At 69.1% G+C, this 13440-nt stretch carries 17 protein-coding genes; 10 read left to right on the top strand and 7 right to left on the bottom strand.

Going from position 1 to position 13440, the window contains the following annotated elements:
- Window positions 1-185: 185 nt before the first annotated feature.
- Genes AC6CH0_RS02120 through AC6CH0_RS02110 form a run of 3 tightly spaced genes read left to right on the top strand, consistent with a single transcriptional unit; the run spans window position 186 to window position 3469 of the window.
- Window positions 186-1229: a permease gene (locus AC6CH0_RS02120; protein ID WP_498098013.1), complete on the top strand. Its 1044-nt coding sequence runs from the start codon at window positions 186-188 to the stop codon at window positions 1227-1229.
- Complete coding sequence (locus AC6CH0_RS02115; protein ID WP_498098012.1) at window positions 1222-2022, top strand: TIGR03943 family putative permease subunit; 801 nt, start codon at window positions 1222-1224, stop codon at window positions 2020-2022. Before AC6CH0_RS02120 ends, AC6CH0_RS02115 begins: the two co-directional genes overlap by 8 nt.
- A complete protein-coding gene (locus tag AC6CH0_RS02110; RefSeq protein WP_498098011.1) occupies window positions 2012-3469 on the top strand; it encodes a hypothetical protein in 1458 nt (485 codons plus the stop codon). The genes AC6CH0_RS02115 and AC6CH0_RS02110 overlap by 11 nt, the downstream gene beginning before the upstream one ends.
- 38 nt (window positions 3470-3507) lie before the next feature.
- Here the strand turns inward: AC6CH0_RS02110 and AC6CH0_RS02105 are convergent, their stop codons facing one another.
- Genes AC6CH0_RS02105 through AC6CH0_RS02095 form a run of 3 tightly spaced genes read right to left on the bottom strand, consistent with a single transcriptional unit; the run spans window position 3508 to window position 5839 of the window.
- Window positions 3508-4401, bottom strand: coding sequence for an NINE protein (locus AC6CH0_RS02105; protein WP_498098010.1), 894 nt, complete (start codon window positions 4399-4401; stop codon window positions 3508-3510).
- Complete coding sequence (locus AC6CH0_RS02100) at window positions 4391-5227, bottom strand: sulfite exporter TauE/SafE family protein (RefSeq protein ID WP_498098009.1); 837 nt, start codon at window positions 5225-5227, stop codon at window positions 4391-4393. The genes AC6CH0_RS02105 and AC6CH0_RS02100 overlap by 11 nt, the downstream gene beginning before the upstream one ends.
- Window positions 5228-5275: 48 nt before the next feature.
- On the bottom strand, window positions 5276-5839 hold the full coding sequence (locus tag AC6CH0_RS02095) for a VanZ family protein (RefSeq protein WP_498098008.1): 564 nt from the start codon (window positions 5837-5839) through the stop codon (window positions 5276-5278).
- 363 nt (window positions 5840-6202) lie between these two features.
- Between AC6CH0_RS02095 and AC6CH0_RS02090 the strand changes: the two genes are divergently transcribed.
- Window positions 6203-6406, top strand: coding sequence for a cold-shock protein (locus AC6CH0_RS02090; RefSeq protein WP_498098007.1), 204 nt, complete (start codon window positions 6203-6205; stop codon window positions 6404-6406).
- 72 nt (window positions 6407-6478) lie between these two features.
- On the opposite strand, the gene AC6CH0_RS02085 is transcribed toward AC6CH0_RS02090, so the two are convergent.
- Window positions 6479-7327 carry an NAD-dependent epimerase/dehydratase family protein gene (locus AC6CH0_RS02085; protein WP_498098006.1) on the bottom strand — a complete coding sequence of 283 codons (849 nt, stop codon included), beginning with the start codon at window positions 7325-7327 and terminating at the stop codon, window positions 6479-6481.
- 505 nt (window positions 7328-7832) lie between these two features.
- Here AC6CH0_RS02085 and AC6CH0_RS02080 point away from each other — a divergent pair.
- Together AC6CH0_RS02080 and AC6CH0_RS02075 are read left to right on the top strand one after the other, a co-directional pair.
- On the top strand, window positions 7833-8039 hold the full coding sequence (locus AC6CH0_RS02080; protein ID WP_022893778.1) for a cold-shock protein: 207 nt from the start codon (window positions 7833-7835) through the stop codon (window positions 8037-8039).
- Window positions 8040-8311: 272 nt separating this feature from the next.
- Window positions 8312-8680, top strand: coding sequence for a TFIIB-type zinc ribbon-containing protein (locus AC6CH0_RS02075; protein ID WP_498098005.1), 369 nt, complete (start codon window positions 8312-8314; stop codon window positions 8678-8680).
- A 13-nt stretch (window positions 8681-8693) separates the two neighbouring features.
- On the opposite strand, the gene AC6CH0_RS02070 is transcribed toward AC6CH0_RS02075, so the two are convergent.
- Both AC6CH0_RS02070 and AC6CH0_RS02065 read right to left on the bottom strand, forming a co-directional pair.
- Complete coding sequence (locus AC6CH0_RS02070; RefSeq protein WP_498098004.1) at window positions 8694-9395, bottom strand: type 1 glutamine amidotransferase domain-containing protein; 702 nt, start codon at window positions 9393-9395, stop codon at window positions 8694-8696.
- Window positions 9396-9428: 33 nt separating this feature from the next.
- A complete protein-coding gene (locus AC6CH0_RS02065; RefSeq protein ID WP_498098003.1) occupies window positions 9429-10658 on the bottom strand; it encodes an MFS transporter in 1230 nt (409 codons plus the stop codon).
- 127 nt (window positions 10659-10785) lie between these two features.
- Here AC6CH0_RS02065 and AC6CH0_RS02060 point away from each other — a divergent pair, with 127 nt between their 5' ends.
- Window positions 10786-11244 (top strand): MarR family winged helix-turn-helix transcriptional regulator, encoded by a 459-nt coding sequence (locus tag AC6CH0_RS02060; RefSeq protein ID WP_498098002.1) that lies wholly within the window; start codon window positions 10786-10788, stop codon window positions 11242-11244.
- 93 nt (window positions 11245-11337) lie between these two features.
- On the opposite strand, the gene AC6CH0_RS02055 is transcribed toward AC6CH0_RS02060, so the two are convergent.
- Window positions 11338-11760 carry a VOC family protein gene (locus AC6CH0_RS02055; RefSeq protein ID WP_498098001.1) on the bottom strand — a complete coding sequence of 141 codons (423 nt, stop codon included), beginning with the start codon at window positions 11758-11760 and terminating at the stop codon, window positions 11338-11340.
- Window positions 11761-11972: 212 nt separating this feature from the next.
- On the opposite strand from AC6CH0_RS02055, the gene AC6CH0_RS02050 reads away from it, so the two are divergent.
- From AC6CH0_RS02050 to AC6CH0_RS02040, 3 genes are all read left to right on the top strand, one after another.
- Window positions 11973-12431: an ArsR/SmtB family transcription factor gene (locus tag AC6CH0_RS02050; protein WP_498100984.1), complete on the top strand. Its 459-nt coding sequence runs from the start codon at window positions 11973-11975 to the stop codon at window positions 12429-12431.
- Window positions 12428-12901, top strand: coding sequence for an SRPBCC family protein (locus tag AC6CH0_RS02045; RefSeq protein WP_498098000.1), 474 nt, complete (start codon window positions 12428-12430; stop codon window positions 12899-12901). Before AC6CH0_RS02050 ends, AC6CH0_RS02045 begins: the two co-directional genes overlap by 4 nt.
- 90 nt (window positions 12902-12991) lie before the next feature.
- Complete coding sequence (locus tag AC6CH0_RS02040) at window positions 12992-13432, top strand: VOC family protein (protein ID WP_498097999.1); 441 nt, start codon at window positions 12992-12994, stop codon at window positions 13430-13432.
- Window positions 13433-13440 lie beyond the last annotated feature (8 nt).

Below are 13440 nucleotides of genomic sequence, written 5' to 3'. Positions count from 1 at the left end.
TCGAACTCTGCTCACCCGGTGCGAGGGTGTCAAGCCCTTGGCACGCACCCGGAGTTCTGCTGCCGGGGCTCGGCGCGGCTGCAGACGGCGCCCGTCGAGACGGGCGCGCAGCGGGCCAGCGGCACGGCTGCCGCACGCGGCGACACTCTCAGCCGGGCACAGGGCGAGCGTTTACGCTGGAGGTGATGAGCGGCCTCCAGCTTCCAGCGCGCACCGCGCCGCCCGCCGCGCCCGACGCTCCGCGCCGTTCTCGAGCGCTGATCGGCCTCGCGCTGGGCATCGGCCTCGTGCTGCTCTTCATCGGCATCCGCGTGTTCGCACCCGAGACGCTCGGCGACATGCTCTCGAACACGGTGCAGGACTTCTTCACCCTCTCGATCAGCGTCGTCATCGAGAGCCTCCCGTTCGTCTTCCTCGGCATCCTGCTGTCGATCGGCGTGCAGGTGTGGCTGCCCGACGGCTTCCTGCTGCGGCACCTGCCGAAGAACGCCGTCGTGCGGCGGGTGACGATCTCGCTGCTCGGCGTGCTGCTGCCCGTCTGCGAGTGCGGCAACGTGCCCCTCGCCCGCGGCCTGATCCTGCGCGGCCTGACCGTCGGCGAATCGATGACGTTCCTGCTCGCCGCCCCGATCCTGAACCCGGTCACGATCATCACGACCTACCAGGCGTTCGGCTGGTCCGACGGCATCCTCGTCTCGCGCATCCTCGGAGGGTTCGTGATCGCGAACCTCATCGGCTGGATCTACAGTCGGCACCCGAGCCCGATGAGCCTGCTCACCCCCAGGTTCCAGGCCAGCTGCGCACACGCCCACGACGAGGTGCCCGCCACGCGCAGCCGGCGCAGCGTCGACATGTTCGCGAAGGAGACGGCGACGATGCTGCCGGCGCTCTTCGTCGGCTCGGCCGTCGCCGGACTCATCCAGGTCGCCGTCTCGCGCGACGTGCTCGTGACGCTCGGCCAGAACCCGGTGCTGTCGGTGTTCGCCCTCATGGCGCTCGCGTTCGTGATCGCGATCTGCTCCAACGTCGACGCGTTCTTCATCCTCGCGTTCGGCTCGACGTTCATGCCGGGCGCCATCGTGGCGTTCCTCGTGTTCGGGCCGATGATCGACGTCAAGATGCTCGCGCTCATGCGCACGACGTTCACGGCCAAGACCCTCGTACAGCTCACGATCGTCGTCGGCCTCGCGAGCGCGGCGCTCGGATTGGCGGTGAACACCCTTGCGTAGACGACTCGTCGCCCGCTGGCAGGGCATCGCGCTCTCCCTCATCGGCATCGTGGCGACCGTGTGGCTCGCGCTCACCGACCGGCTCGGGCTCTACATCCACCCGCGGTACTTCTGGTTCACGGTGATCATGGCCGTCATCGGCGCCGTCTTCGCGGTCGCCGCGTTCGCATTCGCACCACTCGATGACGAGCACGACGAGCACGACGAGCACGACGAGCACGACCTTCCGGATGTCCCTGGGTCCGCGACCGGCGCACGCCGCCCCGCCCGTGCCGGAACCGTTCGTGCCGCGCTCGGTGCGACGGTCGTGGTGGCGGCGGCCGCAGCGCTGCTCGTGCTGCCGCCCGCCACGCTCACCTCGGCCACGGCATCCCAGCGCAGCATCAACAGCGGCGGCGCGTCGATCGCCGACTCGGCGCCGGTCCTCGTCGGCGGCGACACCTCGCAGTTCACCGTCAAGGATTGGGCACTCCTGCTCCGGCAGAATCCCGACGTGAACGACTACGCCGACACGGTGGTCGAGGTGTCGGGCTTCGTGCTCGCCTCGACCGACGACCCCGAGAACGTCTTCTACGTGGCCCGCTTCGTCGTGACCTGCTGCGCCGTCGACGCCCAGCCGGTCGGCGTGCCGGTCTACCGGCCGGGCTGGCAGGAGGAGTTCACCGCCGATCAGTGGGTCGAGGCATCCGGTGCCCTCGCCGTCAACCCGACCGGATCCACCACTGAACCCGTCGTGCTCGTGCCGAGGGAGCTCGCCGGCATCGAGGAACCGAACCAGCCGTATGTCTACTGACGAACAGCGCACGTCCGACGGGCAGGGCCGGCGCCGAGCTGCGCAGGGCTCACGTGAGCAGCACCGCTTCACTCGCCGCCTGGTCGGCAGCATCGTCGCCCTCGCGGTGATCACGGGCGGCTTCGCCTTCGCGAGCGTTGCGCAGGGGCCGAGGCTGAACGGCGGTGCGATCGACGCCGAACGCGCGACGGTGCTCGCGGGGCAGCAGCTGACGCTCGAGGTCAATCAGCCGGTCGCGTCGATCGACGCCGAGGCGATCAGCGTCGAGCCCGAGGCCGCCGTCGCTGCGAGCACCGACGACCGCACCATCACCGTCACGTTCCAGACGCCACTCGACAGCGGCGCCGAGTACACCGTGCGGGTGCCGGGCGTCGTCGGCGCCTTCCAGGGTGTGCCGGCCACGCTCGAGTACCGGTTCGAGACGCCCGGCCAGGAGGCGTACACGCTGACGCGGCGCAGCGGCCAGGGCGACTCCGACCTCGTGCAGCGCAAGCCGCTCGGCGGCGGCGCGGAGGGCGAGGTGGTCTTCGAAGCGCCGCGCATCCAGGACTTCGCCAACTCCGGCGAGCTGGTGCTCGCCGCCACGGTCGAAGACGACGAGTCCAACGGGCTCTTCGTCGTCGACGCCCGCGCCGGCGACCCCCAGCAGTTCGGCCTGCTGCCGGGCGCCAAGATCCGTGAGCTCGCGGCATCGACGACGAATCCGCTCGCCGCCTTCGTGCTGACCACGCCTGAGATCGACGGCGTGCGCGACTTCGACAATGCGCTCATGGTCGTCGACATGTCGGGAGTCGGCGCGATGGAGCCGACGCCGGTGCTCGGTCTCGACGGTACCCCGCTGCGCGTCGCCTCGTGGATGTTCGTGCCCGGCACGACATCCGTCGTCGTGCAGGACTTCGAGCAGTCGGTCTTCCTCGTCGACGTGCTCGGGTTGCAGCCGACGTCGCCGCTCGGCGCGCACGCCGAGCTCCGGGGCTTCGTGCCGGGCACTACCCAGCTGATCGTCGCCGACCCCGATCGCGGTGCCCGCATCGATCTGAGCGACGGCACGACCACGACCCTCGAGCTCGCGTCGGCCGACCTCGCCGAGCACGTGTATCCGGGGCAGATCACGATGCTCGATGGAGCCTCGAGGTACCTCATCTCGCTCGTCGCGGTGGCCGTCGAGGGCGATCGCAACGTTCGCAGTTCCGTGCTCGCCGAGGTCGACGCGGAGGGCGCTCTGCGACAGGTCTTCGCTCCAGCCGATGAGACGAGCCTGATCCGCGAGTACTGCGTCTCGCCGAACGGGCAGTACGTGGCCGTCGCCGCGTCGGCGGAGAGCGGCCGACCGGACGGCTACTCCGACAACCCCGGGTTCACCGAGACGATGACCTCGGTGGTCGAGATCGCCACCGGCCGCACCGTGCTGACGATGACCGGCGGATTCTCCGACTGGTGCGCCTGACCGTGGCCGCCGCCCCGGTCAGCGCACGACCGGTCTGATCAGCGCACGACCAGGCTCACCACGAACGACACGATGCTCGACAGCAGCGAGAGCGCGACGAGCCCGCCGGTGACGATCCAGGCGATGCGCTTGTGCTCCTCGTATCCCTCGAGCGGCCGGCCGTCGCGGTCGCGTTGCGCGCCCGTGAGCACGAGGAGCAGGTCGACGAGTACCCAGATGCCGAGCCCGCCGAGGGTGAGCAGCTTGGCGACGGCCGTGCCGTACTTGCCGAGATAGAAGCGGTCGGCGCCCCAGAATCCGAGGAGCAGCGCGAAGAGCCAGGCCGCGATGAACGTGCGACCGGCCGTGCGGTACTCGTCGTAGGAGAATTGCGGGCCGGATGCCCCGGCCGCGCCGGGCGGCAGGGGCGCCGTCGTCTGCTCTTCGATGCCGAACGGCGGCGGCGCCGGCAGCGTGTGCGACGGGAATGCGGCGGGCGACGCGGGCGGCGCGGACGCGCCGGGGAACCCGGGCGGCGGAGGCACGGCAGCGCCGGGGAACGCGGGGACCGCGGGAGGCGCGGCGGGAGCAAGCGGAGCCGGAGCGCCCGCAGCGGTCGGGCGAGCTGGCCGTGCCGTCGTCGACTCGTCGATGTCATCGAAGGCCGGGGCCGGCGCGGAACCGGGCGGCGAGAATGCGGGCGGGGGTGCCGCGGCAGGCATGAACAGGGGCGGCGCGGCCGAGGCCGGGGGAGCCGGCGGCGTGTTCGGGCGCACGGGCGCCTCCGTCGCCGAGGCGGCGGCGGGCAGCGGATTCGGAGCGGCACCCACCGGCTTCGGAGCGGTGTGCGGGCTCCACGCGGCGCCGTCCCAGTAGCGCAGCAGCGCGGCATCCGATTCGTCGTCGTACCAACCGGCGGCACGCTCCGGCGCAAACTCTGGCTCAAGCGACACGTTCGTTCCTCTCCTTCTGCTCTTTCCTCTGCAACCGTACGGCCCGTACCGTCAGCTGCGCAGCGGCGAACACGACGAGCGCGGCGAACAGCCACGTCGACCACTCGGGCGAGAGCACATGCGCGAGCGCGACGCCGCCGAACGACGCCGCCGTCGCCGCGACTCCCGCGATGATTCCCGCACGCAGATCGACGATGCCGCCGCGAGCGTTCGTGACGGTGCCGCTGATGGCGGTGGGGATCATCACGGCGAGCGACGTTCCCTTGGCGACGAGGTCGCCCATGCCGAAGAAGACGATGAACGCCGGCACCATGATGAGCCCGCCGCCGACGCCGAAGAGGCCGGAGGCGATGCCGATCACGAGGCCGAGGGCGACCATGCCGAGGATCGTGAGGGCGTCGAGGTCGAGTTGGGCGGCGGCGCGTTCGGGCACGACGAGCAGCATGCGCACGGCGACCGCCACGAGCAGCGCGATGAAGAGCCAACGCAACCAACCGATCGGCAGGCGGCGGAGCAGCAGCGCGCCGAGCCAGGATCCGATGATGCCGCCCGCCGCGACGAACAGTGCGGGAAGCAGGGCGACCTCGCCGCTGGCGAAATAGGCGATGGAGCCGGCGATCGCCGTCGGCACGATCGCGGCGAGCGAGGTGGCCGAGGCACGGCGCTGGTCCATGCCGGCGAAGGCGATGAACAGGGGCACCATGAGGATGCCGCCGCCGACGCCGAATGCGCCGGAGAGCAGCCCGCCGACGACGCCGATCAGGGCGAGCCGCAGCCAGGAGACTCGAGGGCGAGCCACGGGTGCGGGTGTCTCGGCGGAGGTCACCCGCCAACTGTACTGGCGAAGACGGTGGGGGCCCGCGGGGTTGCCGGGCTACGCGGCCTGCTCGGCGTGCACGGACTGCGCGGGTTCGACGTGGGCGGTGACGAGCGCGGATTCGGCGAGCGTGGCCTCGGCGTCGAGGTCGGAAACGGGCACTGCCTCCGAGATCGGTGCGAACGCGGACTCGCGCAACTCCTCCGCGACGAGGCCGGCGTGACGCACGCCGCGGGCGACGAGCACGAGCAGCGCACCCAGCACGCTGCCCGCCGTGTTGGCCACGAGGTCGCGGGGATCGGAGATGCGATCGAGCTCGGGCAGCTGCACGAGTTCGATGAGCGCGGTGAAGCCGAAACCGATGAGGAGTGCGAGGGGCCAGCGCCGCCGGGGGAGGAGCAGGGCTGCGAGCACGCCGACGGGAACGAAGATCGCGACATTCAGCGCGATCTCCGAGAAGTATCCGGTCGTCCAGGTGACCGGGGCGGTCCAGGCATCGGGGTTCAGGATGCCGCCGTCGACCTGGTTGCCTGCCGTGCGCCAGGGTGCGGGACCGATCGTCGCCCAGAGCACGATGGCTGCGTAGGCAGCAGCGACGAGACCGAGGGGGCGGCGGTTCATCCCATGATTCTGCACCCTTTCGCTGCATGCGCGCTGGAATTGTTCCGGCGCGCGTTCGAACGAGGAATTTCGCACAAGGTCTTCCCAGGTCACGATTCGGTCGCGTAGCGTGTGAACCTGAACGTCACCCGATAGGGTATGTTCACTGATTCCTCCATCAAGCGGGCGCTCGCCCGTGCCTCCATCTGATTGCCCGGAGGCGGACCGATCCGCGTGGCATGACCCGATACGAGACGGCGGATGCCTGAGCGCACACCCGCCCCTCGCCCCCGCTCCGTCGGCAACCCGCCGTGCGGGGCAGCGATCGACCGTCGATCGCATCGGGCTTGCACCAGCGGCCCTAGACGACAGAAGGACAGCAGTATGGCAACCGGAACCGTCAAGTGGTTCAACGCCGAAAAGGGCTTCGGCTTCATCGCTCCCGACGACGGCTCGGCCGACGTCTTCGCGCACTTCAGCGCCATCTCGGGCAACGGCTACCGTTCGCTCGAAGAGGGCCAGAAGGTCGAGTTCGAGGTCGCGCAGGGCCCGAAGGGTCTGCAGGCTGAGAACATCCAGGGCCTCTGAGCCCCGGAACTCACGACACGAACGCCCCCGTAGCCTCGGCCGCGGGGGCGTTCGTTGTGGGGGTGCTGCGTCTTACCCGACCGGCGAGTCACGCCACGAGTGCTGCGGCTCGAAGCCGAGCTCCCGTCGAGCCTTCTCGATCGAGAGCAGCGTGTCGTTCGCTCCGAGTTCGCCGCGGAGCGGCACTCCCGGGAACACCTCGGCGACGAGCTCAGCGTTCGAGCGCGACATCACGGTGTCGGCCGCGGCGATGATGTAGCGCTCGAAGCCCGGGCCCGCGTTCGCGAGCGCGCGGCTCACCGCTTGCGCCCCGTCTCGCCCGTCGATGTAGCCCCAGAGGTTCCACTTGCGCAGACTCGCGTCGCCGTCGAACGAGGGGAACGCCGCATAGTCGGCCGGGTCCATGACGTTCGAGAACCGCAGCGCGGTGATCGAGAGCTCGGGATTCCAGCGCACGAGTTCGATCGCGAGCTGCTCCTCGAGGTGCTTCACGAGCGAGTAGGTGCTCTCGGGGCGCGCCGCGTACTCCTCGTCGACCGGGATGTACGGCGGCGGTACGTCGAACGGCAACCCGAGCACGGTCTCGCTCGAGGCGTACACGATGCGCGTGATGCCGAGCCGTCGGGCGGCTTGGAACACGTTGAACGTCGAGGTGATGTTGTTCTGGAAGGTCTCGACGTCGCTGGCGATGCCGGGCGCGGGGATGGCGGCGAGGTGCACGATCGCGTCGGTGCCGGAGTGCCGGTCGTCGATGCCGGCGATGGCATCGATCACCTGGCCGTAGTCGGTGAGATCGACGCGGGTGGTGCTCTCGCGCTCGCCGAAGCGATCGAGGTTCACCACCTCGTTCCCTTCGTCGCGAAGGGTACGGACGACGGTGCGGCCGAGCTTGCCCGAGCCTCCGGTGACGACGATGCGCATGGGTCCAGTCTGACACCGAGCGCCGGGCCCGGGAGTGCACCGTCGTGCGGTCGCGATGACGTTTCTCCTGCGGTCGGCGAAGATTCTCAGCACTCGCACATGCGATGGGCTATAGTTGACTCATCTGCAGCGGGGGAATTCTCTCCGCGTGACACGGCTGGGAAGTCGACGAACAAGTCGGGACGAAGTAAACATCTCTCACGCCGTAACTTTCGGTGCGATGCAGGCGACGAAGCCCCGCACCCGTTCCACTCATCTCGTGCGACACGACATCGCCTTCTCGGCCATTGCCGTCGAGTCGGACCTCTCGAGTCTCTCCCGCAGATCCATCATCGTCGCGTCTCGCGTTTCCGACTGCTCAGTCGGGGCTCGAGCCGCGCATCGCGTGCGACTTGCTCGCACCACCAACTTCCGGCGTCGGACGTCGCCGTCGGAACCCCGCACGACCTGAGGTCGTGCACGTCGCAGCCGCTTCGGCGGCTCGGCTTTACAGAAGGAAAAGAATATGGCTACCGGAACCGTCAAGTGGTTCAACGCCGACAAGGGCTTCGGCTTCATCGCTCCTGACGACGGCTCGGCCGACGTCTTCGCGCACTTCAGCGCGATCGCATCGGGCGGCTACCGCTCGCTCGAGGAGAACCAGAAGGTCGAATTCGAGACCGCCCGCGGCCCCAAGGGTCTGCAGGCTGAGAACATCACGGTCATTTCGTAAGTTCTCGCATCCCTTTCGATCAGGGGTAACCGCGCTCACTGAGCGCGTCGAACCTGATCAACGAGCGGATGTCGCGGCAGCCGCCTCTTCGTGAGGCACGCGCCGCGGCATCCGCTCTGTGCGTTTCAGCCCCGCCGGCCTCGCCGGTCGAGTAGGCCCGCCAGGGCCGTATCGAGACCCACGCTCCGGAGCTTCTTCAAAGCTTGGCTCCCTAGGCTCGACGCCGTCGAACATCCCGATCGATTCCGGTCGGCCCCGAAGGAGGAGCCCCCATGCAGTGCCCCAGTGACGGAACCGTACTCGTGATGAGCGAGCGCAGCGGCATCGAGATCGACTATTGCCCGACGTGTCGTGGCGTCTGGCTCGACCGCGGCGAACTCGACAAGATCATCGAGCGCGGCAGCCGCGAGTTCGCAGGCTCCGCTCCGTCTGCACCGACCCCACCCCCGGCCGCGCCGGCACAGCCCGCAGCCCCGGCATACGGTCAGCAGGCGTATCAGCAGCCCTACGACAATCGCGGCTACGACCGTGGACGCGACGACCGTGGTCACGACAACCGCGGGTACGACAACCGCGGGTACGGCGACCAGGGCTACCGCAAGAAGAAGAAGGAGAGCTGGCTCTCCGAGCTCTTCGACTGATCGCCGGACTCGCTCAGGCCGCGAGTGCCTCGATCACCCGGCGGGCGACCGAGGCGCTCGACTGCGGGTTCTGGCCGGTGATGAGGTTGCCGTCGACGACGACGTGGTCGCTCCAGGGAGCGGCCGGGTCGATCACGGCGCCGGCGTCGCGAAGCGCCGACTCGACCCACCATGGCGTGTTGTCGCCTGTGCCGCCGGTGCGCTCCTCCTCGTCGGTGAAGACGGTCAGGCGGCGGCCCGCGAAGGCGTTCGATCCGTCGGCGAGCTTCGCCGCGAGCAGTGCGGCCGGGCCATGGCAGAACGGCGCGATGATCGTGCCTGCGTCGTTCGCGGCGACGAGTACGCGGCCGGCATCCGCGTCGAACGCGAGGTCGGTCATCGGGCCGTGGCCGCCGGGCAGCACGATCGCGGCGAAGTCGGCGGACGCCACGTCGGCGAGCGGCACTGCCGCGGCGAGGTCGCCCGCGATCGCATCGAGGTACTCGGCGAGCTCACGCGCCTGCGCCTCGCCGCCGGCCTGCGACGGGTCGAGGCTGCCCGCGTCGACCGTCGGGGTGACGCCACCCGGTGTTGCGATCGTGACCGTGTGACCGGCCGCGATGAGATCGCGATGCGCGGTGACGAGCTCTTCGGCCCAGAAGCCGGTCGGGTGCTGCGATCCGTCCTTCATCGTGAGGGAGGTGGCGCCGGTGACGATCATGAGGACGTTGCTCATTGCGGGTTTCCTTTCGAGGGTGGTGCGGTGAGGTCAGACGACGGGTGCCGCGGTGCGGGCGTCGTCGAGCTGCGCGGGCACTGCGGCATCCGCCGGCTCGATGCGTCGCGTGCGCCGGGCGGCCGCCCACGCGACGACCATGACGACCAGTGCGGCGGCAGTGATGACCGAGCCGACCCAGATCGGCGAGGTGTAGCCGAGGCCGGCGGCGATCGTGACGCCGCCCGCCCAGGCACCGAGGGCGTTTCCGAGGTTGAACGCGGCGATGTTCGCGCCCGAGGCGAGAGTGGGGGCGTGGTCGGCGTATCGCATCACACGACTCTGCAGCGCGGGGACCGTGCCGAAGCCGAACCCGCCCATGAGGGTGAGCAGCACGATCGTGGCGACCGGGCTCGCGGCGAGCAGCGCGAAGAGCGTGAGCACGACGAGGAGGGCGGCGATGAAGCCGAGCAACGTGCCGTCGATCGAGCGGTCGGCGAGGCGTCCGCCGATCCAGTTGCCGACGACGAGGCCGGCGCCGAACAGCACCAGCAGCCACGGCACGGTGCTCGAGGCGAATCCGCTCACCTCGGTGAGCGTGTACGCGATGTAGGTGAAGGCCCCGAACATGCCGCCGAAGCCGAGCACGGTGACGGTGAGCGAGAGCCACACCTGGCCGGAGCGGAATGCGGTGAGCTCGCGGCGGAGGCTCGGGGGCGGGCCATCGGATGCTCCGGCGCGGGCGTTCGGCACGAGCACGGCGATGCCGATCAGGGCGAGGACGCCGATCGCCGAGATCGCCCAGAACGTCGAGCGCCAGCCGAACTCCTGGCCGAGGAAGGTGCCGAAGGGCACGCCGAGCACGTTGGCGGCGGTGAGGCCGGTGAACATGATCGCGATGGCGCCGGCGGCCTTCTCGGGGGCGACGAGGCCCGCGGCGACGACCGAGCCGATGCCGAAGAACGCGCCGTGGCAGAGGGCGGCGATCACGCGGCCGGTCATCATGAGTTCGTACGTCGGCGCGATCGCCGAGATCGCGTTGCCGGCGATGAAGAGCACGAGCAGCCCCATGAGCACCGGCTTTCGGGGGAGCCGGGTCGTGGCCGCGGTGAGGCCGAGGGCGCCGACGACGACCGCGAGCGCGTAGCCCGAGATGAGCCAGCCGGCCGCGGCCTCGGTGACGCCGAAGTCTGCGGCCACCTCGGGCAGCAGGCCCATGATGACGAACTCCGTGAGGCCGATGCCGAAGCCGCCGATGGCGAGGGCGATGAGTCCGAGGGGCATGCGCTGGTCTCCTGTTACACTGAGGCGAATAGTTGCAGACGCGCTCTATTGCGCAAGCGACGTTAATACTTGCATACGCAAATAGAAAGCGCAAGCAACTATCTCTCAGACCTGACCGAGGAGCACCATGGGCATCGCCGACGACGCCGTCGAGGTACGCGCACAGGGCTGGCGCACGCTCGCCGCCCTGCACGGACTCATCGAAGCCGAACTCGAGCGCGCGCTCGCGGCATCCGTCGAGCTCTCGGTCGTCGAGTACACCGTGCTCGATGCGCTCAATCGTCAAGACGGCTGGCACATGCGCATGCAGCAGCTCGCTCGGGCGGCCGCGCTCAGCCCGAGCGCGACGACGCGCCTCGTGAATCGGCTCGAAGATCGAGCGCTGCTCACGCGCATCCTCTGCGCCGACGACCGGCGCGGCATCTACACCGAGCTGACCGCCGCCGGTCGGGCCCTGTACGAACGGGCGCGGCCGATCCATGACGAGACGCTCGAGCGAGTGCTGGCCGAGGCCGGCGATCAGCCCGAACTCGCGCCCGTCGTGGAAGCGCTGCACGGGGTCGCGCTGCCGGCGGCTGCGGGCTGAGTCGCGGGGGCTCGGGGTCTCGGGTCTCGATACGGCGCTGCGCGCCTACTCGACCGGCGGGTGCTGGCTGCGCGCCTATTCGACCGGCGGGGGCTACTCGCGGGTGCCGCTGATGTTCACGAGCCAGGTCACGCCGTAGCGATCGGTGCACATGCCGAACGCGTCGCCCCATGGCGCCACTTCGAGCGGCACGATCTCGGATCCGCTGTCGAGCAGCTTCTGCCAGTAGCCGCGCAGCGTGGCGTCTTCGCTGCTGCCGCCGGAGAGTGACACCGAGATCGGGCCGCCTGAGCCGGGATCCGGCATCGAGCTCGGCGTATCGGCGGCCATCAGCACGAGGCCGTTCTCGGCTTCGAGCTGGCTGTGCATGATCTTGTCGGCGTCGGCCGGGTCGTCGGCCTGGCCGAACTCGGCGAAGGTGCTCGAGGTGAGTTCACCGCCGAAGACGGAGTGGTAGAACTCCATCGCCTCCCGCGCATTGTCGCGGAAGTTGAGGTACGGGTTGAGCGTGACCATGATGCAACCTTTCGACGTGTGGGTGCGTTGAGAGGCATCCTCCTCGCTCGACGATCCCTCGGCAAGAGCAGGCAGGTGACCGGGACATGGCCGTCTGGAGCTGCGCACTCGCGCGGCGAGCGACACGCGGGTGTTGACAGCTGCAACCGATCGTCGTATCTTTTAATCAACCAAATGATTGATCAATGAATCGGTTGAGAAAGGAGCGGGTGATGATCGTCGATCCGAGCGCAGACGACCGCCTCGACCGGGCCTTCATGGCGCTGGCCGACCCGGTGCGCCGCGGCATCATCGCCCGCCTGAGTCGTGGGCCGGCGACGGTCAACGAGCTCGCCGAACCGTTCCAGATCACCAAGCAGGCGGTGTCGAAGCACATCCAGGTGCTCGAGACCGCCGGGCTCGTCACGCGAACGCGAGACGCGCAGCGCCGTCCGGTGCACCTGCAAGCGGCCCAACTCGAAGCCCTCACCGCGTGGATCGACCGCTACCGGCTGATCCACGAGCAGCAGTTCCGCGCCTTGGACGCGCTGCTCGCCACCGACCGCGGCCACGATGCTGCGGCATCCGTCGCCCCCGATGCGCTCGACGAGCATCGCGGCGACACCAGCGACACCCATGTCACCGCTGCCGACGAGACCGCCGGCGCCCACACGAAAGAGACAGGACAATGACGAACCCCGTCACCATCACCGCCCCTGAGGGGCTGCCCTTCATCGACATCGAGCGCGAGTTCGACGCTCCCGTCGACGCCGTCTTCAACGCGCACCGCGACCCCGAGCTCGTCAAGCGCTGGCTCGGGCCGAACGGCTACGAGATGAAGATCGAACGCTGGGACTTCGTGCCGCAGGGCGGGTACCGCTATGTGCACACCGGCACCGACGGCGAGGACTACGCGTTCAACGGCACCTTCCACTCGGTGCGCGAGAACGAGTTCGCGATCCAGACCTTCGAGTTCGAGGGCTTCCCCGACGTCGTGGCCATCGAGGCGATGACCTTCGAAGACCTCGGCGATGGTCGTACCCGGCTCCGCATCCACTCCACGTACCCGAGTCTCGAGGCCCGCGACGGCATGGTCCAGTCGAACATGGAGCTCGGACTGCGCGAGGGGTACGAGCGCCTCGACGGCGTGCTCGCTGCATGAGCGAGCGGATGTCGCGGGCGATGTGTTCGCCCGCGACATCCACCCGTCGAACTTCGGCACCCGTTCGCACCACACGAAATGGAGCACGTCATGGATTGGACACTGGAAGTCGTCATCGTGCCGGTGAGCGACCTCGACCGCTCGATCGAGTTCTACCGCGACAAGGTGGGATTCGAGCTCGATCACAACACCGAGAACGAACACATGCACGTCGCGCAGCTCACCCCACGGGGGTCGGGCTGCTCCATCGTGATCGGTTCGCTGCCCTCGCAGAACGAGATGGCGCCGGGCTCGATGCACGGTCTGCAGCTCGTGGTGGCCGACGCCGTCGCCGCCCGCGAGGAACTGCTGGATCGTGGCGTCGAGGTGGGCGAGATCACCGTCTTCGACGAGCGCGACGGCGGCACCTTCTTCGGCTTCACCGACCCCGATGGCAATACGTGGGTCGTGCAGCAGATCACGGCTCGCGCCGAGAAGCCGCTCATTCCCGTCGAGGTGCGGCAGCGCTTCGGCGCCGAACAGGAGCTCTGAGCCGTCGT

It is taken from the genome of Agromyces sp. GQ35 (assembly GCF_059758475.1).
Note: the sequence above shows the minus strand (reverse complement) of the source record. Positions and strands in the feature narration are given on the sequence as shown.